The 19,770-nt window shown below is 52.6% G+C and carries 33 protein-coding genes; 2 read left to right on the top strand and 31 right to left on the bottom strand.

The features are described from left to right. Positions 1-208 precede the first annotated feature (208 nt). The 19 genes from rplQ to N9C89_RS13270 form a co-directional block, all read right to left on the bottom strand. Entirely contained in the window at positions 209-628 is a 420-nt protein-coding gene (rplQ, locus tag N9C89_RS13180) for a 50S ribosomal protein L17 (protein WP_263954381.1), read from the bottom strand. Between the two features lie 139 nt (positions 629-767). After that, entirely contained in the window at positions 768-1,784 is a 1,017-nt protein-coding gene (locus tag N9C89_RS13185; protein ID WP_263954382.1) for a DNA-directed RNA polymerase subunit alpha, read from the bottom strand. Between the two features lie 111 nt (positions 1,785-1,895). Continuing rightward, positions 1,896-2,285 (bottom strand): 30S ribosomal protein S11, encoded by a 390-nt coding sequence (gene rpsK, locus N9C89_RS13190; RefSeq protein WP_263954383.1) that lies wholly within the window; start codon positions 2,283-2,285, stop codon positions 1,896-1,898. A gap of 15 nt (positions 2,286-2,300) precedes the next feature. After that, on the bottom strand, positions 2,301-2,669 hold the full coding sequence (gene rpsM, locus N9C89_RS13195) for a 30S ribosomal protein S13 (RefSeq protein WP_263954384.1): 369 nt from the start codon (positions 2,667-2,669) through the stop codon (positions 2,301-2,303). A gap of 191 nt (positions 2,670-2,860) precedes the next feature. Continuing rightward, the gene (locus tag N9C89_RS13200; RefSeq protein WP_263954385.1) at positions 2,861-3,520 is read right to left on the bottom strand and encodes an adenylate kinase; all 660 of its coding nucleotides are present in this window, start codon (positions 3,518-3,520) and stop codon (positions 2,861-2,863) included. Next, positions 3,517-4,875, bottom strand: a complete 1,359-nt coding sequence (gene secY / locus N9C89_RS13205) for a preprotein translocase subunit SecY (RefSeq protein WP_263954386.1) — start codon at positions 4,873-4,875, stop codon at positions 3,517-3,519. Before secY ends, N9C89_RS13200 begins: the two co-directional genes overlap by 4 nt. Positions 4,876-4,978: 103 nt before the next feature. After that, the gene (rplO, locus tag N9C89_RS13210; protein WP_263954388.1) at positions 4,979-5,458 is read right to left on the bottom strand and encodes a 50S ribosomal protein L15; all 480 of its coding nucleotides are present in this window, start codon (positions 5,456-5,458) and stop codon (positions 4,979-4,981) included. Between the two features lie 128 nt (positions 5,459-5,586). Further along, positions 5,587-5,775, bottom strand: a complete 189-nt coding sequence (gene rpmD, locus N9C89_RS13215; RefSeq protein ID WP_263954389.1) for a 50S ribosomal protein L30 — start codon at positions 5,773-5,775, stop codon at positions 5,587-5,589. An 11-nt stretch (positions 5,776-5,786) separates the two neighbouring features. Further along, a complete protein-coding gene (rpsE, locus tag N9C89_RS13220; protein WP_263954390.1) occupies positions 5,787-6,377 on the bottom strand; it encodes a 30S ribosomal protein S5 in 591 nt (196 codons plus the stop codon). 108 nt (positions 6,378-6,485) lie between these two features. Further along, on the bottom strand, positions 6,486-6,845 hold the full coding sequence (gene rplR, locus N9C89_RS13225) for a 50S ribosomal protein L18 (protein ID WP_263954391.1): 360 nt from the start codon (positions 6,843-6,845) through the stop codon (positions 6,486-6,488). 11 nt (positions 6,846-6,856) lie between these two features. After that, positions 6,857-7,390, bottom strand: a complete 534-nt coding sequence (rplF, locus tag N9C89_RS13230; protein ID WP_263954392.1) for a 50S ribosomal protein L6 — start codon at positions 7,388-7,390, stop codon at positions 6,857-6,859. A 12-nt stretch (positions 7,391-7,402) separates the two neighbouring features. Further along, positions 7,403-7,795, bottom strand: a complete 393-nt coding sequence (gene rpsH, locus N9C89_RS13235; protein WP_263954393.1) for a 30S ribosomal protein S8 — start codon at positions 7,793-7,795, stop codon at positions 7,403-7,405. 12 nt (positions 7,796-7,807) lie between these two features. Beyond that, on the bottom strand, positions 7,808-8,113 hold the full coding sequence (gene rpsN / locus N9C89_RS13240; protein ID WP_263954394.1) for a 30S ribosomal protein S14: 306 nt from the start codon (positions 8,111-8,113) through the stop codon (positions 7,808-7,810). Between the two features lie 21 nt (positions 8,114-8,134). Beyond that, on the bottom strand, positions 8,135-8,695 hold the full coding sequence (gene rplE / locus N9C89_RS13245) for a 50S ribosomal protein L5 (protein ID WP_263954396.1): 561 nt from the start codon (positions 8,693-8,695) through the stop codon (positions 8,135-8,137). After that, positions 8,695-9,000 carry a 50S ribosomal protein L24 gene (gene rplX / locus N9C89_RS13250; RefSeq protein WP_263954397.1) on the bottom strand — a complete coding sequence of 102 codons (306 nt, stop codon included), beginning with the start codon at positions 8,998-9,000 and terminating at the stop codon, positions 8,695-8,697. The genes rplE and rplX overlap by 1 nt, the downstream gene beginning before the upstream one ends. Before the next feature lies 1 nt (position 9,001). Beyond that, entirely contained in the window at positions 9,002-9,370 is a 369-nt protein-coding gene (gene rplN, locus N9C89_RS13255; protein ID WP_263954398.1) for a 50S ribosomal protein L14, read from the bottom strand. 74 nt (positions 9,371-9,444) lie between these two features. After that, positions 9,445-9,672, bottom strand: a complete 228-nt coding sequence (gene rpsQ, locus N9C89_RS13260; RefSeq protein WP_263954400.1) for a 30S ribosomal protein S17 — start codon at positions 9,670-9,672, stop codon at positions 9,445-9,447. A gap of 11 nt (positions 9,673-9,683) precedes the next feature. Then, complete coding sequence (gene rpmC / locus N9C89_RS13265) at positions 9,684-9,887, bottom strand: 50S ribosomal protein L29 (RefSeq protein WP_263954402.1); 204 nt, start codon at positions 9,885-9,887, stop codon at positions 9,684-9,686. A gap of 208 nt (positions 9,888-10,095) precedes the next feature. After that, entirely contained in the window at positions 10,096-10,602 is a 507-nt protein-coding gene (locus N9C89_RS13270) for a GNAT family N-acetyltransferase (RefSeq protein ID WP_263954403.1), read from the bottom strand. Between the two features lie 99 nt (positions 10,603-10,701). On the opposite strand from N9C89_RS13270, the gene N9C89_RS13275 reads away from it, so the two are divergent. Then, a complete protein-coding gene (locus N9C89_RS13275) occupies positions 10,702-11,322 on the top strand; it encodes a TIGR02466 family protein (protein ID WP_263954404.1) in 621 nt (206 codons plus the stop codon). Positions 11,323-11,387: 65 nt separating this feature from the next. Then, entirely contained in the window at positions 11,388-12,074 is a 687-nt protein-coding gene (locus tag N9C89_RS13280; protein WP_263954405.1) for a L,D-transpeptidase family protein, read from the top strand. A gap of 234 nt (positions 12,075-12,308) precedes the next feature. On the opposite strand, the gene rplP is transcribed toward N9C89_RS13280, so the two are convergent. The 12 genes from rplP to N9C89_RS13340 all read right to left on the bottom strand — a co-directional run. Further along, positions 12,309-12,722 carry a 50S ribosomal protein L16 gene (gene rplP / locus N9C89_RS13285; RefSeq protein WP_263954406.1) on the bottom strand — a complete coding sequence of 138 codons (414 nt, stop codon included), beginning with the start codon at positions 12,720-12,722 and terminating at the stop codon, positions 12,309-12,311. An 11-nt stretch (positions 12,723-12,733) separates the two neighbouring features. Beyond that, positions 12,734-13,441: a 30S ribosomal protein S3 gene (gene rpsC / locus N9C89_RS13290; RefSeq protein ID WP_263954407.1), complete on the bottom strand. Its 708-nt coding sequence runs from the start codon at positions 13,439-13,441 to the stop codon at positions 12,734-12,736. Beyond that, on the bottom strand, positions 13,441-13,821 hold the full coding sequence (gene rplV, locus N9C89_RS13295) for a 50S ribosomal protein L22 (RefSeq protein ID WP_263954408.1): 381 nt from the start codon (positions 13,819-13,821) through the stop codon (positions 13,441-13,443). The genes rpsC and rplV overlap by 1 nt, the downstream gene beginning before the upstream one ends. Before the next feature lie 4 nt (positions 13,822-13,825). Next, on the bottom strand, positions 13,826-14,104 hold the full coding sequence (gene rpsS, locus N9C89_RS13300) for a 30S ribosomal protein S19 (protein WP_263954409.1): 279 nt from the start codon (positions 14,102-14,104) through the stop codon (positions 13,826-13,828). 3 nt (positions 14,105-14,107) lie between these two features. Beyond that, the gene (rplB, locus tag N9C89_RS13305) at positions 14,108-14,950 is read right to left on the bottom strand and encodes a 50S ribosomal protein L2 (RefSeq protein ID WP_263954411.1); all 843 of its coding nucleotides are present in this window, start codon (positions 14,948-14,950) and stop codon (positions 14,108-14,110) included. A 235-nt stretch (positions 14,951-15,185) separates the two neighbouring features. Then, positions 15,186-15,782: a thermonuclease family protein gene (locus N9C89_RS13310; RefSeq protein ID WP_263954412.1), complete on the bottom strand. Its 597-nt coding sequence runs from the start codon at positions 15,780-15,782 to the stop codon at positions 15,186-15,188. Between the two features lie 172 nt (positions 15,783-15,954). Beyond that, entirely contained in the window at positions 15,955-17,463 is a 1,509-nt protein-coding gene (locus N9C89_RS13315) for a DUF1254 domain-containing protein (protein WP_263954413.1), read from the bottom strand. Between the two features lie 123 nt (positions 17,464-17,586). Further along, on the bottom strand, positions 17,587-17,883 hold the full coding sequence (locus N9C89_RS13320) for a 50S ribosomal protein L23 (RefSeq protein WP_263954414.1): 297 nt from the start codon (positions 17,881-17,883) through the stop codon (positions 17,587-17,589). Continuing rightward, positions 17,880-18,500: a 50S ribosomal protein L4 gene (gene rplD, locus N9C89_RS13325; protein WP_263954415.1), complete on the bottom strand. Its 621-nt coding sequence runs from the start codon at positions 18,498-18,500 to the stop codon at positions 17,880-17,882. The genes N9C89_RS13320 and rplD overlap by 4 nt, the downstream gene beginning before the upstream one ends. Beyond that, positions 18,497-19,219 carry a 50S ribosomal protein L3 gene (gene rplC / locus N9C89_RS13330; RefSeq protein ID WP_263954416.1) on the bottom strand — a complete coding sequence of 241 codons (723 nt, stop codon included), beginning with the start codon at positions 19,217-19,219 and terminating at the stop codon, positions 18,497-18,499. Before rplC ends, rplD begins: the two co-directional genes overlap by 4 nt. 13 nt (positions 19,220-19,232) lie before the next feature. Beyond that, positions 19,233-19,541 carry a 30S ribosomal protein S10 gene (rpsJ, locus tag N9C89_RS13335; RefSeq protein WP_263954417.1) on the bottom strand — a complete coding sequence of 103 codons (309 nt, stop codon included), beginning with the start codon at positions 19,539-19,541 and terminating at the stop codon, positions 19,233-19,235. Positions 19,542-19,677: 136 nt separating this feature from the next. Next, the coding region (locus N9C89_RS13340; RefSeq protein ID WP_263954460.1) for a hypothetical protein at positions 19,678-19,770 on the bottom strand (93 nt) is incomplete at its 5' end.

Consider the following 19,770-nt stretch of genomic DNA (forward strand, 5'->3'; position numbering starts at 1 on the left):
TCATTCTTTCCAATAGGAAATGAAAGCCTCAAGCCTGTAAATTAATAAGTTTTGCTTGTTCGTGAGTAATAGTTGGTACAGTAGTTAGTTCAACATTGTGTGTTGAAAAGCGAAAGCCCCGTATTTTTACGGGGCTTTCGTGACTCTGCAGGCAAGAAAAACAAAAGCCGCGTGAGGTTGATCACGCGGCTCTGAATTTTAGAAAAGCTTACTCTGCTGCGGCTTCTTCTGCTGCAACGCGCTCTTTGTCGCCTTTGCCTTTTGCTTCAACATCGCGGTCAACAAACTCGATGATTGCCATCGGTGCCATGTCACCATAACGGAAGCCAGCTTTCAGAACGCGAACGTATCCGCCCTGACGATCTTTGTAGCGTGGACCAAGCACGTCGAACAATTTTGCAACATATGCATCCTGCTTCAAACGGGCTGCTGCCTGGCGGCGAGCGTGCAAATCACCACGTTTACCTAGCGTCACCAGCTTCTCGATGATTCGCTTAAGTTCTTTGGCTTTTGGAAGTGTTGTTTTGATCTGCTCATGTTCGATGAGCGAGCCAGCCATGTTCGCAAAGAGCGCCTTACGGTGCTCGTGTGTACGGTTCAGGCGGCGGTAACCTCTAGCGTGACGCATTGTGTATCTCCTTTAGCGTTTTACTTTGTCTGGCAGCCGATGCGTGTCAGCCACTCTCCTTGGGGCATATGCCCTGATGTTCCCCGCATAGGCGGGTATTCGGACCGAGGGGCAGGCTTTTGCCCACCCCCCGATATTCTTAAAACTGGTCTTCGAATTTCTTGGCCAGATCTTCGATGTTATCCGGTGGCCAATCTTCGACATCCATACCGAGGTGCAGACCCATACCGGAAAGAACCTCTTTGATTTCGTTCAAAGATTTCCGGCCGAAGTTTGGTGTACGAAGCATCTCTGCTTCGGTCTTCTGGATCAGGTCGCCGATATAAACGATGTTGTCGTTCTTGAGGCAGTTTGCCGAACGTACAGACAGTTCCAGCTCGTCCACTTTCTTGAGCAGAAGCGGGTTGAACTCGAGGCCATCGTCTTCTTCCTGACGGCTTGCAGATTCTGGCTCGTCGAAGTTGACGAATGTTGCAAGCTGGTCCTGAAGAATACGCGCAGCGAATGCTACAGCGTCCTCTGGAGGGATCGAACCGTCTGTTTCAAGCTTCAGTGTGAGCTTGTCATAGTCGAGAACCTGACCTTCGCGTGTAGGCTGCACGTCATAGGAAACGCGCTTTACTGGCGAGAAGATCGCGTCGATTGGCATAAGGCCGATCGGAGCATCTTCTGGACGGTTCTTGTCTGCGGAAACATAGCCTTTGCCGGTTTCAACAGTCAGTTCCATGAACAGGTCTGCGCCATCGTCGAGGTGACAAATAACGTGATCCTTGTTCAGAACCTCGATGCCTGCGCTCTCGGAAATATCGCCAGCTGTTACGATTTGTGGGCCTTTAGCCGAGATCGAAACGCGCTTCGGACCTTCGACTTCCATACGGATCGCTACACCTTTGAGGTTCAGAACCACATCGGTGACGTCTTCGCGAACGCCGGAGATCGAGGAGAATTCATGCAGGACGTTGTCAATCTGCACGCTTGTGATAGCTGCGCCCTGAAGCGAGCTCATCAAAACGCGGCGCAGAGCGTTACCCAATGTGAGACCAAAGCCGCGCTCAAGCGGTTCGGCAATCACAGTGGCTTGACGTGCTGGCTCATTGCCCGGCTTAACGTCAAGTTGCGTTGGTTTAATCAGTTCCTGCCAGTTCTTGTGGATCATGCTGTCGCCTCCATTCTTGTTTCTAGCCCATGTCCCTAAGCTGGAAACACCCGAGGATCAAAATGACGAACTCGGGCCTGTCCATTCAGACAAGCCCGAGCAAGTTTGAAATTATACGCGGCGGCGCTTTGGTGGGCGGCAGCCGTTGTGTGCCATCGGCGTCACGTCACGAATAGACGTGATGTTAAAGCCAATCGCAGCCAGTGCGCGCAGGGCGCTTTCGCGTCCGCCACCTGGGCCTTGCACTTCAACCTCAAGCGTTTTCACGCCGTGTTCTTGTGCTTTCTTACCTGCGTCCTCAGCAGCCATCTGAGCAGCGTAAGGAGTCGATTTACGCGATCCTTTGAAACCCATAGTACCAGCGGACGACCAGGAAATGGCGTTGCCTTGTACGTCGGAGATAAGGATCTTGGTGTTGTTGAACGAGCTGTTCACATGGGCAACACCAGATGCAATGTTCTTGCGCTCTTTTTTCTTCGCGCGAACCTTTTCACGTGCCATCAGATCAACCCTCCCTTATTTCTTCTTACCGGCAATGGCCTTTGCTGGGCCTTTGCGTGTACGAGCGTTTGTGTGTGTACGCTGACCGCGCACAGGAAGGTTGCGGCGATGACGCAGACCGCGATAGCAGCCAAGGTCCATCAGGCGCTTGATGTTCATCTGTGTCTCACGACGCAGGTCACCTTCGACGTTGTAGTTTGCGTCGATGTGCTCGCGGATGTTCAGAACTTCGCTGTCCGAAAGCTCGTTTACGCGGCGGGAGGCGTCGATGCCAACTGCTTCGCAAATTTCTTTGGCGGAAGTGTTACCGATTCCGGTGATATAAGTGAGGGCGATCGGGACCCGCTTGTGGGTCGGGATGTTTACGCCGGCGATACGTGCCACGTTGTATATTCCTTTTCGTTGCGGTTCCGTAACTCCAGAACCTTTTTTCACAACATAAGCCCGAAGGCATGATGCCTGCGGGCTACGCTGAATCTCTGATTAGACAACTCAATGCTGCGGGGTCGCGTTCCCCAAGGCAAAAACTGATTCTTGTCTAGGAAGGCTCGACTTAAGCTCTTTTCCCAATAAGGTCAAGCGGCCTTTGTCTGCTTGAGAACGCCACGGATTGCATCCGCTACTTCGTCTATCTCTCCGAGGCCATCTACCGGTGCCAAATCACCTTTGGCATAGTAATAGCCGATGAGCGGAGAGGTATCGCGATAATAGGCCATAAGCCGTGTTTTCAGCGATTCCTCGTTGTCATCAGCACGGCGCTTCATCTCGGTTCCGCCACAGTTATCGCAGACGCCTTCAACCTTCGGCTTCTTCAGTTCGTCATGGAACCCTTCGCCGCAGTTTGCACATGTGTAGCGCCCAGTGATCCGAGCAACGAGCGCGTCGTCATCAACCCGCATCTCAACAACTGCACCAAGTGTCTGACCAAGGCGCTCGAGCAATTGGCTAAGCGCATCAGCCTGGGCCAATGTGCGCGGGAAGCCATCAAAGATGAATCCCCCCTTGCTTTCGGTCGAGGTAAGTTGCTCTTCGATCAGGCCGATAACGATCTCGTCGGTAACGAGGTTGCCTGCATCCATAACAGCCGCAACCTTCTTACCCATTTCAGTTCCAGAGGTACGGGCGGCGCGGAGCATATCGCCGGTTGAGAGCTGAACCATGTCGCGCTCTTCAACCAGAATTCTTGCTTGCGTTCCTTTCCCGGCACCGGGTGGTCCCAACAGGATAATGTTCATCGTCTCGCCGTCCCTTTTCTCCCGCCACGCTTTTTGCCGCGCAACTGTGATTTCTCGATCAAGCCCTCATACTGGTGGGCCAGCATATGAGATTGAACCTGCTGGATCGTATCCATTGTTACAGAAACAACGATCAGAACCGAGGTGCCCCCAAAATAGAACGGGATCGACAATTGTGAACGCAAAATCTCAGGCAAGAGACAAACTGCCGCAAGGTAGGCCGAACCGATAACCAACAAACGGGTCACGATATAGTCGAGATACTCTTCTGTTTTCTTACCCGGGCGAATCGCTGGAATGTAACCACCTTGGTTTTTCAGGTTCTCAGCGACTTCTTCGGTCTTGAAGGCAACGTTGCGTGTATAGAAATACGCAAAGAAGACGATCATCGAAACGAAGAACAGCAGGTAAAGAGGCTGCCCCGGCCCGAAGTAGGCGAGGATCGTCGACATGACCGGACCAGTAGTGCCGCCAGAGAAAGTTGCGAGTGTTGTCGGCAACAGAAGAAGTGCCGAAGCAAAGATCGCAGGGATAACACCAGCTGGGTTAACTTTGATTGGAAGGTGGCTGTTGCTGCCTTCGTACATTTTCATACCAACCTGACGGCGTGGGTACTGAATATGTACTTTGCGCAGCGCGCGCTCCATGAACACAACAAAGGCAATCACCGCAACGATCATTACCATAACGCCGATGATAACCACCGGGCTAATCGAGCCGGAACGACCTTGTGCAAGGAACTGGGCCACAGCCGCAGGCACCTCAGCCACAATACCGACGAAGATAATAAGGGAAATACCATTACCGATGCCGCGTGCGGTGATCTGCTCACCGAGCCACATCAGGAACATTGTACCGCCAACCAGTGTTACAACGCAGGAAATACGGAAGAACCAACCCGGATCGGTTACAAGGCCACCACTCTCAAGGCTGGCTGCAATACCAAAGGCCTGGAAGGTCGCGAGGAGCACCGTTCCGTAGCGTGTATACTGGTTGATCTTCTTGCGGCCGGCATCGCCCTCTTTCTTGAGCTGCTGGAGCGGAGCCCACTGCGCGGCAAGAAGTTGAACAATGATCGATGCCGAGATGTACGGCATGATGCCGAGGGCAAAAATACCCATCCGTGCGAGCGCACCACCGGTAAACATCGACAGAATGCCGCCGATACCAGAAGCGGCGCCCTCCATGAAGTTCCGAAGCTCCGATCCGTCGATTCCCGGGACCGGGATATATGTCCCAATCCGGTAGACGATCAAAAGTCCGATAGTGAAAAGAATGCGTTGACGAAGCTCGGTTGCCTTACCAAAGGCGCCCCAGCTCATGTTCGCCGCCATTTGCTCTGCTGCAGATGCCATTCGGCCTCTCCCTGTCACGAAAAGCGCCGCCAGACCATTTTCCGGTCGGCGGCGCTGGAAAACTTATGTTTATGTAAGCGGCCAGAGAGCCGCTCACAAGCGCTTATTCAGCCGCTGCCTTCGGAGTTGCTGTAACTGTGAGCTTTCCGCCAGCTTTTTCAACAGCCTGGGTCGCTCCAGCTGACGCACCTGTGACCTCAAGTGTCACTTTGGAAGTGATCTCGCCTTTGGCAAGAACACGCACGCCGTCAAGCTTACGACGAACAACGCCGGACTCAACCAGAACATCTTCGGTGATCGCAGATTTAGTATCGAGCTTCTTCGCGTCGATGAATTTCTGAATCAGGCCGAGGTTCACAACCGCGAACTTCTTGCGGTTTGGCTTGTTGAAACCACGCTTTGGAAGGCGTTGGTACAATGGCATTTGGCCGCCCTCGTAACCATTGATGGCTACACCCGAGCGAGACTTTTGACCTTTGATACCACGACCACCAGTTTTACCAGTGCCAGAACCAGGACCACGACCAATACGTTTGCGTGGCTTTGTTGCGCCTGGGTTATCGTGAAGTTCGTGCAATTTCATGTCGCTTCTCCTTTTGCCGGAACTGCCCCCCAGCGACGGATTGGGGCAAACGCGGCGTTGCAATTAAAACTCTTCCGCTCAGTAGAACGGCATTGGCTGACCCCTTGCAGGATCAGCCGATAAGGCACTTAGCCTTTTTCTTCGATGATCTCAACCATGTGGGAGATCTTTGCGACCATGCCACGTACGGCTGGAGTGTCTTCCAGCTCGCGGGTTTTGTGCATCTTGTTGAGGCCCAGACCGATCAGCGTTTCGCGCTGCTTGGAGGGGCGACGGATTGGCGAACCAATCTGCTTAACAACGATAGTTTTAGCCATGTCGTATCTCCTTAAGCTTCAGCAGCTTCAGTTGCTTCGGCAGCAGGCTCAGCGGCAGCAGGAGCGGCCTCTTTACCCAGAATGTCAGCAACTTTCTTACCGCGACGCTGTGCAACCATACGAGGGGAAGCCTCTTTGGTCAGACCGTCGATAGTCGCGCGGATCATGTTGTAAGGGTTTTGCGAACCGATAGATTTCGCAACAACGTCTTGAACACCGAGCATTTCGAAAACAGCACGCATTGGACCACCGGCGATGATACCAGTACCTTGTGGTGCTGTGCGCATCACAACTTTACCTGCGCCGTGACGACCTTCGACGTCGTGGTGCAGTGTACGGCCTTCGCGCAGAGGTACGCGGACCAGCTGACGTTTGGCTTGCTCTGTCGCCTTGCGGATAGCTTCAGGAACTTCTTTCGCTTTCCCTTTGCCAAAGCCCACACGGCCTTTTTGGTCACCAACAACTACGAGAGCGGCGAAGCCAAAACGCTTACCACCTTTAACAGTCTTGGAAACACGGTTAATCGCAACGAGGCGATCTGCAAATTCAGGTGTCTCTTCGCGGTCGCGACGAGGTCCCCGACGATTTTCACGTTCTGCCATGAGGCATTCCTTTCATAAGGCGCAGTGCGCCAGAAAAACTCAATCCAAGTGAAGCCGCCGAAACGGCCCCCCGGATCATCGGGGCGGCGAGAACGCCGCCCGCAAGTCTTAGAACTTCAAGCCACCTTCACGCGCAGCATCGGCCAGAGCCTTTACTTTGCCATGAAAGAGGAAGCCGCCACGATCGAAGTAGCAGTCTTCTACACCAGCTTTCTTGCCACGCTCCGCAATTGCGGCGCCGACTTTTGTTGCTGCGTCGATGTTGTTCTTGCCAACTACGCCCAGATCCTTCTCGAGAGTAGAAGCTGAGGCGAGAGTTACGCCGTTTACATCGTCGATCAACTGAACACTGATGTTCTTGTTGGAGCGGTGCACCGAAAGACGAACGCGACCAGCGTTCACCTTGCGGAGCTTGTTCCGAACGCGCAGGCGGCGTTTCAGAAACAGATTTCTTTTGCTGTTTGCCATGTCCTGGGTCCTTACTTCTTCTTACCTTCCTTGCGGAAGATATACTCGTCTTTGTACTTGATGCCCTTGCCTTTGTATGGCTCGGGTTTACGCCATTCGCGAATGTTTGCCGCGACTTGGCCAACAAGCTGACTGTCGATACCTTCAACAAGAACTTGAGTGGGCTTAGGGGCTGTGACTGTTACGCCAGCAGGCACCTCGAAGTTCACTTCATGCGACAGGCCGAGGTTCAGCTTAAGAACATTGCCAGTCATCTGAGCACGATAACCAACACCGTTGATTTCGAGCTCTTTCTTGAAGCCTTCTGTTACGCCAGTCACCAGATTCTGGATCACTGTGCGCGACATACCCCACTGCTGACGAGCACGCTTGGATTTCGAGCGTGGTTCAACAGTTACGGCGTCATCGGCAACAACCAACGTCACTTCGTCAGTTGCTGTGAAGTCGAGTGTCCCTTTCGGGCCCTTTACTTCGATTTTTTGGCCGGAGACCGCGGCAGTTACGCCTGCGGGTAGGGCCACTGGTTTTTTACCAATACGAGACATCCTGATGACCTCCTAGAATACGGTGCAAAGCACTTCGCCGCCAACATTGGCTGCGCGTGCATTTGCGTCCGACATCACACCCTTAGGTGTGGAGACAACGGAAATCCCGAGGCCCTGACGGACAACTGGAATGTCTTTGACGCTTGCATAAACGCGACGACCAGGCGTGGAAACACGCTTGAGGTCACGGATTACAGGAGTACCGTCAAAGTACTTCAGGCTGATTTCGATGGCCGGGTGGCCGTCTTTGCCAGTGGTTTTTTCGTAACCGCGGATGTAGCCTTCAGACTGAAGAACATCCAGAACCCATGCACGGAGCTTCGACGCAGGTGTTTCCACTGTCGATTTGCCGCGCATTTGAGCGTTACGGATACGAGTGAGCATATCACCGATAGGATCGTTCATATCGTATCTCCCTTACCAGCTTGACTTGACCATACCGGGGATCTGGCCTGTGGAGCCCAGTTCCCGCAGCGCGATCCGGCTGACTTTGAGCTTACGGTAGTAAGCGTGGGGACGACCCGTCAGCTGGCAACGGTTGTGAAGCCGTGTAGCGGACGAATTGCGTGGAAGTTTCGCAAGCTTGAGGCGAGCAGTAAAACGCTCTTCCATCGACTTGCTTTCGTCGTTTGCGATCTCTTTAAGAGCAGCACGTTTGGCGGCGTATTTCTCCACCAGCTTAGCGCGCTTCTTTTCGCGTTCGATCATTGCTTTTTTAGCCATGTCTAACCTTTCCTTCCGCGATCAGCTGTTAAAGGGCATGTTGAAATGCTTCAACAGCGCCTTTGCTTCCGCGTCAGTAGCTGCGGTGGTGGCGATTACGATATCCATACCCCAAATCTCGTCGACCTTGTCGTACTCGATTTCAGGGAAAACGATGTGCTCTTTCAGACCCATGGCGTAGTTGCCACGGCCGTCAAAGCTCTTGCCCGAAATGCCGCGGAAGTCACGGATACGAGGCATCGCGATGGTGATCAGACGATCGAGGAATTCGTACATCTTATCGCCGCGCAGTGTCACTTTAACACCAAGAGGCATATCTTCACGAACCCGGAAACCCGCGATGGATTTCTTGGCTTTTGTGATGAGAACCTTTTGACCCGCAATCGCAGTGAGGTCAGCCTCAGCGGATTTGATCTTTTTGGTGTCGCGTGTGGTCTCGCCGATACCCATGTTCAGCACGATCTTGTCGAGCTTCGGGATCTGCATCTCGTTTTTGTAGCCGAACTCTTCTTTAAGAGCGGCACGGATGCTGTCTTTGTAGACCGTCTTCAGGCGGGGTGTGTAGTTTGCAGTATCAAGCATTATACAGTCTCCCCAGTGGTCTTGGCGAAACGCACTTTTTTGCCGTCTTCGTCACGGAAACCAACGCGTGTTGGTTTGCCTTTGGAATCGAGCAGCGCGAGGTTGGACAGTTGGATAGGCATAGCCTGTGGTACACGACCACCTTGGCTGTTTTGCGACGCACGTGTGTGGCGGATCGCAACGTTTACACCTTCAACAACAGCTTTACCGGTTTTGGGGTCTACAGAGGAGATAACGCCCTCTTTACCTTTGTCCTTACCGGCAAGAACGACAATTTTGTCGCCTTTTTTCAACTTAGCAGCCATCTTACAGCACCTCCGGGGCGAGCGAGATGATTTTCATGAAGTTCTTGGCACGCAGCTCACGAACAACTGGCCCAAAGATACGAGTACCGATTGGCTCGTTGGCGTTGTTGAGGATTACTGCTGCGTTGCGATCAAAACGGATCGCTGTGCCGTCTTCACGACGTACTTCTTTGGCTGTGCGAACAACAACGGCCTTACGGACGTCGCCTTTTTTCACACGGCCACGTGGGATGGCTTCTTTAACCGAAACGACAATGATGTCGCCTACGGAAGCGTATTTACGCTTGGAACCACCCAGGACCTTGATGCACTGAACTCGGCGTGCGCCGGAGTTGTCAGCAACATCCAGATTGGTCTGCATCTGGATCATGTGGTTTCTCCCGACCTTTGGGGACCTACTATTAGGCTTTTCCCCAGGGTTTCGTTAAACCGGTCAGCTCTGACTTAAGACAGAACTTCCCAGCGTTTCGTTTTCGACTTAGGTGCACATTCTTGAATGCGAACTTTATCACCTACGTTGAAAGCGTTCTTCTCATCGTGAGCCCGGTATTTCTTGGACTTACGGATGGTTTTCTTCAGAACGGGGTGCGTGAACCGGCGCTCAACGGAAACAGTTACTGTTTGCGCGTTTTGGTTGCTGGTTACGGTGCCTGTGAGAATACGTTTGGGCATACCTAAGGCTCCTATTCGCCAGCCGCTTGCGCGGCCTTTTCGTTCAGAATTGTTTTAACACGTGCAGCTTCGCGACGAGCGGCGCGTACACGGGCAGTGTTCTCGAGTTGACCGGTCGCTTGTTGGAAACGCAGGTTAAACGATTCCTTTTTCAGCGCGTCCAGCTCTTCTTGGAGCTGATCCGGTGTCTTATCACGTAGTTCATTGGCGTTCATCGCCTATTCCTTTCTCAAAACACCAGCCGGCCCCTGACACTCTTTCAGGGTCACCTAAGACCTGGTGGATGAATAGCAAACACACGAATCCCGGAAACCCGGAATCCGCGAGATGTGCGTCTATAAGGGGGTGAGGGTTTGAGGGCAAGCAAAAACTTCAGGAGATTGCCGCAGTAGCAAACAACAACCAGTCCCCTTTTTTCAAGGGTTATAGCGGCATTTTCATATGGATGAAGCGCGCGTCGTCGCCACCAACCGCATCTGTATCATGATAACGCACGAATCCCACACTCTCATACAGCGGCAGCGCTTCAACATGCCTGTGCAATGCATCAAGTCGAAGCGTCTTAAAACCCATATCTCTAGCACCGTTTATCGCGGCATCGCATAACTTACGGCCAACGCCCAAACCGCGCACGTTTTTGCGCACATACATGCGATTCATCTCCGCAGAGCCGTCTTTCAAATCTTTTAGCATAACAATACCGGCAGGTTGGCCATCCGCTATAGCGAGAAAGCACTCTCCAACGGGCGGCGAAAACCAAGTCAGAAAGTCATCTAAACTCTCTGCAACATTTTGGTCTTCTATATAGGCATCTATGTCATTGATCATTTCGGGATAGCGATGGCGCAATACGTCAAAGAACTCCCAAACAAGCTCTCGTGCATGTTTAACGTCCTCTGCACCTCGGACCCTTAGCAATTCAACAGCCATATGCTCTCCGTGTGCGAATCTCATACACGTCAGTGATTTGATCGCGGCACTATAGCACATCCTCTGGTTCAAAACGCGTTGCCCCGCTATCTATGGGGTATGTCAAACATAGAATCTCTCTTCGTGACCCGCCTCTACCGTGCCCGCTTGAATGAATTCGGCGATAATCTCAGCGCGGACGAATTTGAAACCTCCTGCATTACAATCGCCGAAGACGACGAAGCAGGCCAAATCTGGTGCGAGGAGAACGACTATGCCGGTTATACGAGCTATGCTTCTCTCACTGATCTCGGATGGCGCTTTCCGATTTTCGAAGACCTTGTAAAAATCCTCGACAAACACGTCGCGGAGTTTGTGAAAGACCTTGAGTTTGATTTGGACGGACGCAAGCTCGAGCTCGACAACATCTGGATTAACATCCTGCCCGAAGGCGGCATTCACACATCACATATCCACCCGCATTCCGTGATCAGCGGCACGACCTATGTTTCAGTTCCGAAGGGTGCAAGCGCGATCAAATACGAAGACCCGCGTTCCGCTATGATGATGGCCGCGCCAACCCGCGTTAAAGACGCACGCCGCGAGCAACAGAGTTTCGTCTATGTTGCGCCAGAGGCTGGAGATGTATTGCTCTGGGAAAGCTGGCTTCGCCACGAAGTTCCGATGAATATGGCCGAGGATGACAGGATATCCGTGAGTTTTAACTACGCTTGGCGATAGCCTTGCGGCGGTTGGGGAGATGGTTGCTCGTGTTTGGGATTTTGGTTGCCTTGGCGGTATATCTAGTGCCCGACCAAACCAAGCATGCGATTGGCAGCCTCCTCCGCCCGCACGAAAACTGGCCTGATATACGAGAACGCATTGACCTGCCCTTGCAAGAGCAGCTTGCCAATGCCGGTTTCGCACCAGGCATGCCCGTCCATATCCGCATTTTCAAAGAGGAACAGCAGCTCGAAGTTTGGTTGAAACCCGACGACGAGTTCAAACTGTTCAAATCTTATGAAATCTGCAATTTCTCAGGTGACCTCGGCCCCAAACTTAAGGAAGGTGATCGACAATCGCCGGAAGGGTTCTATCGTGTCGATCGCTCAGCCTTAAACCCAAACAGCCGTTATCATTTGTCGTTTAATCTGGGATTTCCCAATCGCTTTGATCAATCCTTGGGCCGTACCGGTAGCTACCTAATGGTGCACGGTAGTTGTGTCTCGATTGGGTGCTACGCGATGACAGATGCAGGAATTGAGGAAATCTATTTTCTGGTCGAATCTGCGCTCAAAAATGGTCAGCATTTCGTTTCGGTCAATGCTTACCCGTTTCGCATGACGCCCGAACGATTGGAGCAGGAAAGCACGCATCAGTGGTACGCGTTCTGGCAAAACCTGAAATTGGGCTACGACATATTTGAAGCTACCCGTAATCCAGCCGCGGTCGCCACTTTGGCGGGCGAGTATCACTTTTCACCGATAGATTAGTCTCAAGGCCGCTCTGAAACGGACCCAAACTGGTATGACCTTAATCGGAGGCGAGATCGGTGATTGAAATCGCATTATCGCTCTTCACCTGATGTCGCCACCAGTATTCATAGCTCTAAAGCAAAACCCCCGCCGATTACTCGACGGGGGTTTCTTGTTTGTCTGGCTTATGCGGAACGCGCATTTGCAAGCAAATACGCTGCCTCCGCTACGTCGCGCTAAAGCGCAACGGGTTTACCAATCTTCGCGGACCACTGTGCGGGTTTTGACCGGCAGTTTCATCGCTGCAAGGCGAAGAGCCTCACGCGCTGTTACTTCGTCAACACCGTCGATCTCAAAGAGAATACGACCAGGCTTAACTTTCGCAGCCCAAAAATCGACAGAACCTTTACCTTTACCCATCCGAACTTCGGTTGGCTTCGAGGTAACTGGCAGATCCGGGAATACACGGATCCAAACACGGCCCTGACGTTTCATGTGACGTGTCATTGCACGACGCGCGGCTTCGATTTGACGCGCTGTGATACGCTCGGGCTGTGTGGATTTGAGGCCATACGTCCCGAATGTCAGTGTGCTTCCGCCTTTTGCCTCACCGTGGATACGGCCTTTGTGCATTTTGCGGAATTTTGTGCGCTTTGGTTGAAGCATCTAATTTCTCCTTAACGACGGCCGCCGGCACCGCGGGGTGCTGGGCCTTCTTGGAGTTCCTGTTGCTTACGCTCATGCGCCGAAGGATCGTGCTCCATGATCTCGCCTTTGAAGATCCAGACCTTGATGCCGATGATGCCATAAGCAGTCATCGCTTCGGAATGTGCGTAGTCGATGTCGGCACGCAGAGTGTGCAGAGGCACGCGGCCTTCGCGGTACCATTCAGTACGCGCGATTTCCGCACCGCCAAGACGACCGGCAACGTTGATACGAATACCAAGCGCGCCCATACGCATTGCGTTCTGTACCGCACGCTTCATAGCGCGACGGAAAGAAACACGGCGCTCAAGCTGCTGTGCGATATTCTCACCAACGAGAGCCGCATCCATCTCTGGCTTGCGAACTTCAACGATGTTGAGGTGCAGTTCGGACTCTGTCAGCGCTGCGAGCTTCTTGCGAAGGCCTTCGATGTCAGCACCTTTTTTACCGATGATCACACCAGGACGCGCTGTGTGGATCGTCACACGGCACTTACGGTGTGGACGCTCGATGATCACGCGGGAAACACCAGCCTGACGGCACTCTTCCTTGATGAACTCACGAATACGGATGTCTTCGAGAAGAAGATCACCGAAATCTTTCGTATCAGCGTACCAGCGGCTGTCCCAAGTCCGGTTGACCTGAAGGCGCATGCCAATTGGATTTACTTTATTACCCATTATGCTTGCTCCTCATTCTGGCGCACCAAGATTGTCAGCTCGGAAAACGGCTTCAAAATCTTGCCAAACCGGCCACGGGCGCGAGGGCGTCCGCGTTTCAGGGTCAGGTTCTTGCCAACATAGGCCTCGGCTACGATCAGCTCGTCAACATCCAGGTTGTGGTTGTTTTCGGCGTTCGCAATCGCGGACTGAAGACATTTCTTTACGTCGGCAGCAATCCGTTTGTTGGAGAAAGTCAGATCGGTCAGAGCGCGATCAACTTTCTTGCCACGGATCATTGCAGCAACGAGGTTAAGTTTTTGTGGCGAAGTACGGAGCATTTTGACCTTGGCCATTGCTTCGTTATCAGCCACGCGACGTGCGTTTTTCACTTTTCCCATGGCTCTACTTCCGCTTCGCTTTTTTGTCAGCAGCGTGACCGTAATAGGTACGAGTTGGCGAATACTCACCAAACTTTTGACCAATCATGTCTTCAGTGACGTTGACGGGGATGTGCTTGTGGCCGTTGTAAACACCAAATGTCAGACCCACGAACTGGGGCAGAATGGTGCTACGGCGCGACCAGATTTTGATAACTTCATTGCGGCCAGATTCACGGCTCTTCTCGGCTTTTTTAAGCACGTAAGAGTCGACAAAAGGGCCTTTCCATACAGAACGAGACATAGATTAACGCCCCTTCTTCTTGGCGTGCCGCGAGCGGATGATAAGCTTGCTGGACGCTTTGTTCTTGTTGCGAGTGCGCGCACCCTTGGTTGGCTTACCCCATGGTGTCACTGGGTGACGACCACCGGAGGTACGACCTTCACCACCACCATGTGGGTGATCGATCGGGTTCATAACCACACCACGAACACTTGGGCGGATGCCCTTGTGACGGTTGCGGCCAGCTTTACCGAGGTTTTGGTTGCTGTTGTCAGGGTTAGACACGGCACCGATTGTGGCCATGCATTCCTGACGCACGAGGCGAAGTTCACCCGAGGAGAGGCGGATCTGTGCGTAAGCACCGTCGCGACCCACGAACTGAGCGTATGTACCAGCAGCACGGGCGATCTGGCCGCCTTTGCCTGGCTTGAGCTCAATGTTGTGAACGATTGTACCAATAGGCATGCCGGAGAATGGCATTGCGTTACCGGGCTTGATGTCGGCCTTGGCCGAAGCAACAATAGTGTCACCAACTGCGAGACGCTGTGGTGCCAGTACGTATGCTTGTTCGCCATCTTCGTATTTGATGAGCGCGATAAATGCCGTCCGGTTCGGGTCATATTCGATCCGCTCTACGGTGGCAGGAACGTCAAACTTGTTACGCTTGAAGTCCACGATACGGTAAAGGCGCTTTGCACCCCCACCAATGCGACGCATTGTAATCCGCCCGGTGTTGTTCCGGCCGCCCGATTTTGTCATACCCTCTGTGAGGGCCTTGACTGGACGTCCTTTCCAAAGCTCCGAACGGTCGATCAGAACCAGCCCACGCTGGCCTGGCGTCGTCGGTTTATACGACTTTAGTGCCATGCTTTCTGTCTTCCGTTTAGCTATGCGAACCAATCCAATTGAAAAGATCCGCGGTGTGAGCCCCCCGAAGGTGGCCAATATTGCAAGGTCCGAAAACCTCTATTCCAAAAGGTAAAGAGCCCCAGAACGAATCTGGGGCCATCACCACCCGCGCGGAGTATCAGAGATGTTGGGGGGTGTCTATGGTGGATGGGAATGTTTTTACGCGAGCAGCAGACTCTAAAACGGCTCGCGACTATTGGCCATTAGTACCACCATCGCCGCGACTTCTCGCTTCGAATTTTTTCCAAACGTGCATCCGGCCTTTTTGCCGCGCATCAGCAAGCCATAGCTTCTTGCGTATGTTCGGAACCTCAAGCGGTTTATACTTGCCGCCGGAGAACTTTGCCCAATCAATCGCCAATCCCTGCTTGACCATTTCCGCCGATAAATCACGCCCGTCAGGCAACGCACATTTTGCAACAGTTCGTCCATAGGCATCAGCTTCAACGAGTTCAGCTCGAATTTCTTGCCCCTTGCACATTTTGACTAGAGCCCATTTAGCCTGTTTGCCATAGGGATGATTAATCTCAGGAGCATCTATGCCGAAGAGACGTATCTGAGTCTTTTGAATTACGATTGTGTCGCCATCAACAATTCGCGCGTATCCCCTAATGACCCGAGTATCAACAAGATGCACCGCAGTCTTGGCATTAAAAGGAGTGACGTTTTGAGGCGCTCTTGGTCTTGGTTGATAGTTTCTCGGCCGGCTTTTTGACTTCGGCGCGCTTCCGCTGTGAAAGATTGCAACAAAACCTGCTACCAAAAGCGCCAAAACTATCAATTCGGTCATAAAGTCACCAATTAGATGCTTAAAAAATAGATTCCTTATAAAATCAGGTATCAATCTGCAATTTTTGGCTTAACTTTACAATCCCACAGAAAACAACCCCCGCATCGTTGCGCGGGCTGCATGTATTACGTCTATTCCCTTTTTTGATCTTTGATCCGCGTTTGGAGCGCAATCAAACCCTCACAAAATCAGCCAGCTTAAACCGCTTCTCATTGAGCTCGGCCGTCGGCCCATAAAGGCGCATTGCGGGTAACGGCCTTTTGCCAGCGGTTGGGATCCAGTTGTTTTCTTTGCCTTCTGGCGCAGTCGGGCCGATCCAAATACTCACACCACCATCCTCATTCTTCTCCATCGTATCGAGATCATAGGAAGACAATGTCGTTCTATCTTCGGCGGTATAGATAAAGCCCATTGTAGCGCGATCATAAACCGTTAATGCCCAAAACTGTTCAACTGGCATCTCTGCGGGGACATCAAGGCGATAGGTCTGGCCCCCAACAAGTGGATTACCATCGCTGTCTGCCATGCTCATCAAATATTGAGTTGCCGGCGAGTCCGAAAGGATCTTGGGCATATAGGTACACCAAAAATACTCGGCCGCGCGCTCGATCGTATCGATGCGATCTTCATAGGTCCAAGTGAACATGTTGTTTTCATCAGCTTGCAATAGCGACGCATATTGACGGTCTGGCCAAAACAACTGCTCTTTCGGGAATTTGTCGAACCATTCCTGCATATAGAACCAGACGTCATAACTCGCCTGAATCATTGCGCGCTTGGCAACCTCATCTGGCTCGAACGGCTCTCCGTGTCGAATTCCGAGCGACGTCAGCATACCCATCGCCAATTTATCTTCTGGCTTCACCGGCTCCACAGACACAATGGCATGAAGACTCTCGAATTGCTCCAATCCCCACTCAGGCATTGTTGGATACCGAACATCGAGCGGATCAAAGAACCTCTGCTCTGGAGGGTTTTCGGCTTGGGAGAGCGGATACATACGAAGCCTCTTCGCATAGGCATATGCATCCTCGTCTGTCATTCCCGGACCCTTCACAGAACGGAAGGCAAACGCCACACGAAAATTAGGCGAAGGCACATGCAAATACTCCTCCGGAATTTCGCCTTCATAACCAGGAGGCGTAAATAGGTACTTACCCCCCTTCCCCTGATCGAGCCCCGATGGCCCGACATCGGCAATTGTATATTGCCATGCGTCGACGACTTGACCGTAGAGGCTTCCGTCATCCCCTGCGGGAGGAATTTCAAGAACAGTTGGCCCAGCCTGAAGGTCTGTGAATGCAGTTATATATGGGGTGGAAGCATTCGCCGTGGTCGCTTCGAGCTTTGCAGTCGCAACTCCCGAATAGGCAATGATGTCATTGTCTTTCAGTCCCAGATCTTGAAGCGCAGCGGCCCGAAAACGATAGATCGCCAATGCCGGCATCGCCCAAAGCGCCGCTTCAAACGCCCTTTGATATTTCACCTGATAATCAAAATCACCGATAGAAGAAACTGCGCCCTGCGGTGGCTGCCCACCAATCGGTTCAAAATCACTATTCACAAGCGGTGCAGGGCCGCGCAATTCCTGCGCTGTTGCCATATTGGCCCCATGCCCGAAACCAAGTAATGCGGCCGTCCCCACCGATGCGCGAAGAATAGTCCTACGAGTAATGCTCATGATAAAATCGTCCTCTGTATCCCGTAATGGATACCAAAACGCTACCACGCACATTTATGCTCGCAAATACAAAAAGCCCCCGCATCGCTGCGAGGGCTTTTCAATTACTTACGAAAGCTAATCTTAGAGTCCTGTGGACACGTCGATTGTGTTGCCTTCCTCAAGAGTAACGTAAGCCTTTTTAACGTCTTTCCGTTTACCTGGCTGGCCACGGAAGCGTTTGACTTTACCCTTTGTGATCGTCGTGTTGACGGCCTTAACCTTTACACCAAACAGGCTTTCAACAGCCTCTTTGATCTGTGGTTTGTTGGCGTCGATCGCCACTTCGAAAACAACGGCACCATTTTCAGAAGCCATAGTTGCTTTTTCAGTGATGACCGGCTTGCGGATCACATCGTATTGTTCTGCTTTGGTGCTCATTTCAAACGTGCCTCCAATGCTTCGACACCTGCTTTTGTGATAACAAGTGTATCACGCTTCAGGATGTCATATACGTTTGCACCCATTGTCGGCAGGATATCCAGACCTTCAATGTTGCGTGCAGCGCGGGCAAAACCCTCGTTTACGTCGGCACCGTCGATCACCAGAGTACGCTTCCAACCCAGTTCCTTAACAGCTTTCGCCAGAACCGAAGTTTTTGCGTCTTTGACGTCTGTTGTGTCGAGCACAACCAACTCACCCGCAGTCGCTTTCGCAGACAGCGCGTGACGCAGACCAAGCTTGCGGAATTTCTTCGTCAGCTCGTGGCCGTGGCTACGCGGGGTTGGGCCCTTGTAAACACCACCTTTGCGGAAGATCGGCGCGTTACGGTCACCGTGGCGTGCGCCGCCGGTACCTTTTTGGCGATAGATCTTCTTGGTCGAGTAGGAGGTTTCGGAACGTGTCTTAACCTTGTGCGTACCAGCTTGCGCATTGTTGCGCTGCCAGCGAACCACACGGTGCAGAATGTCTGCGCGTGGCTCGAGGCCGAAAAGGGCCTCGTCAAGGTCAACAGTACCGGCTTTGCCACCGTCGAGTTTGATTACATCAGCCTTCATTCTTCTGCTCCTTCAGCGGGAGCCTCGGCAGGCGCTTCTACAACTGCGCTTTTCAGCGCTGCTGGGAAGGGCACACCCTCAGGCAGTTTCTTTTTGACAGCGTCCTTAACAGTCACCCAGCCACCTTTAGAGCCCGGAACAGCGCCTTTGACCATGATCAAGCCTCGGTCGGCATCTGTACGAACAACTTCGAGGTTTTGGGTTGTTACACGGGCAGCACCCATGTGACCGGCCATTTTCTTACCTTTGAAAACACGGCCGGGTTCCTGACACTGACCGGTGGAGCCGTGCGAACGGTGGCTGATCGACACACCGTGAGTGGCGCGAAGACCACCGAAGTTGTGACGCTTCATAGCACCGGCAAAGCCTTTACCGATCGACGTGCCGGACACGTCAACTTTTTGACCTTCTACGTAATGCTCAGCAGAGATCTCTTCGCCAACGGCAATGAGGTTCTCTTCGGAAACGCGGAATTCCGCGATTTTCCGCTTCGGCGCAACGTTTGCCTTGGCAAAGTGACCACGCATTGCTTGCGAAGTATTCTTTGCTTTGGCTGTGCCTGCACCAAGCTGAACAGCAGTGTAGCCGTCACGGTCAGCAGTACGCTGATCGACGACCTGAAGGTTTTCGAGCTGGAGTACGGTTACAGGAATCTGCTTGCCGTCTTCCATGAAAAGGCGGGTCATACCAACCTTTTTCGCAATTACACCAGAGCGCATCTAGATACCCTCCTTAAACCTTGATCTCGACGTCAACACCGGCAGCAAGGTCGAGCTTCATCAGCGCGTCTACTGTTTGTGGTGTTGGATCGACGATATCCAGCAGGCGTTTGTGCGTGCGGATTTCGAACTGATCGCGGGATTTCTTGTTCACGTGAGGACCACGTAGAACGGTGAATTTCTCGATTTTGTTCGGCAGCGGGATAGGACCACGGACTGTGGCACCTGTGCGCTTGGCCGTAGAAACGATTTCCTGTGTGCTGGCGTCCAGTACACGGAAGTCGAAGGCCTTGAGCCGAATGCGAATGTTTTGCGACTGCATGTCGTTGCCTTTCGCGGCTTAAAAGTTGAGAGGTGGAAACACGCGGGATTGCGCCCCCCACATCGAACCTATTCGTAGTTCAATGAAAGTGGCGCCCCATTGCAGGGCGCCAAATCTGGTTCGAGAAGCTTATCGCTTACTCTTTGATGGAGGATACGACGCCGGAGCCGACAGTGCGGCCGCCTTCGCGGATCGCAAAGCGGAGGCCTTCTTCCATCGCGATCGGTGC

This window comes from Halocynthiibacter sp. SDUM655004, from assembly GCF_026015885.1.
In the GTDB taxonomy this organism is placed as follows: Bacteria; Pseudomonadota; Alphaproteobacteria; order Rhodobacterales; family Rhodobacteraceae; genus Falsihalocynthiibacter; species Falsihalocynthiibacter halioticoli.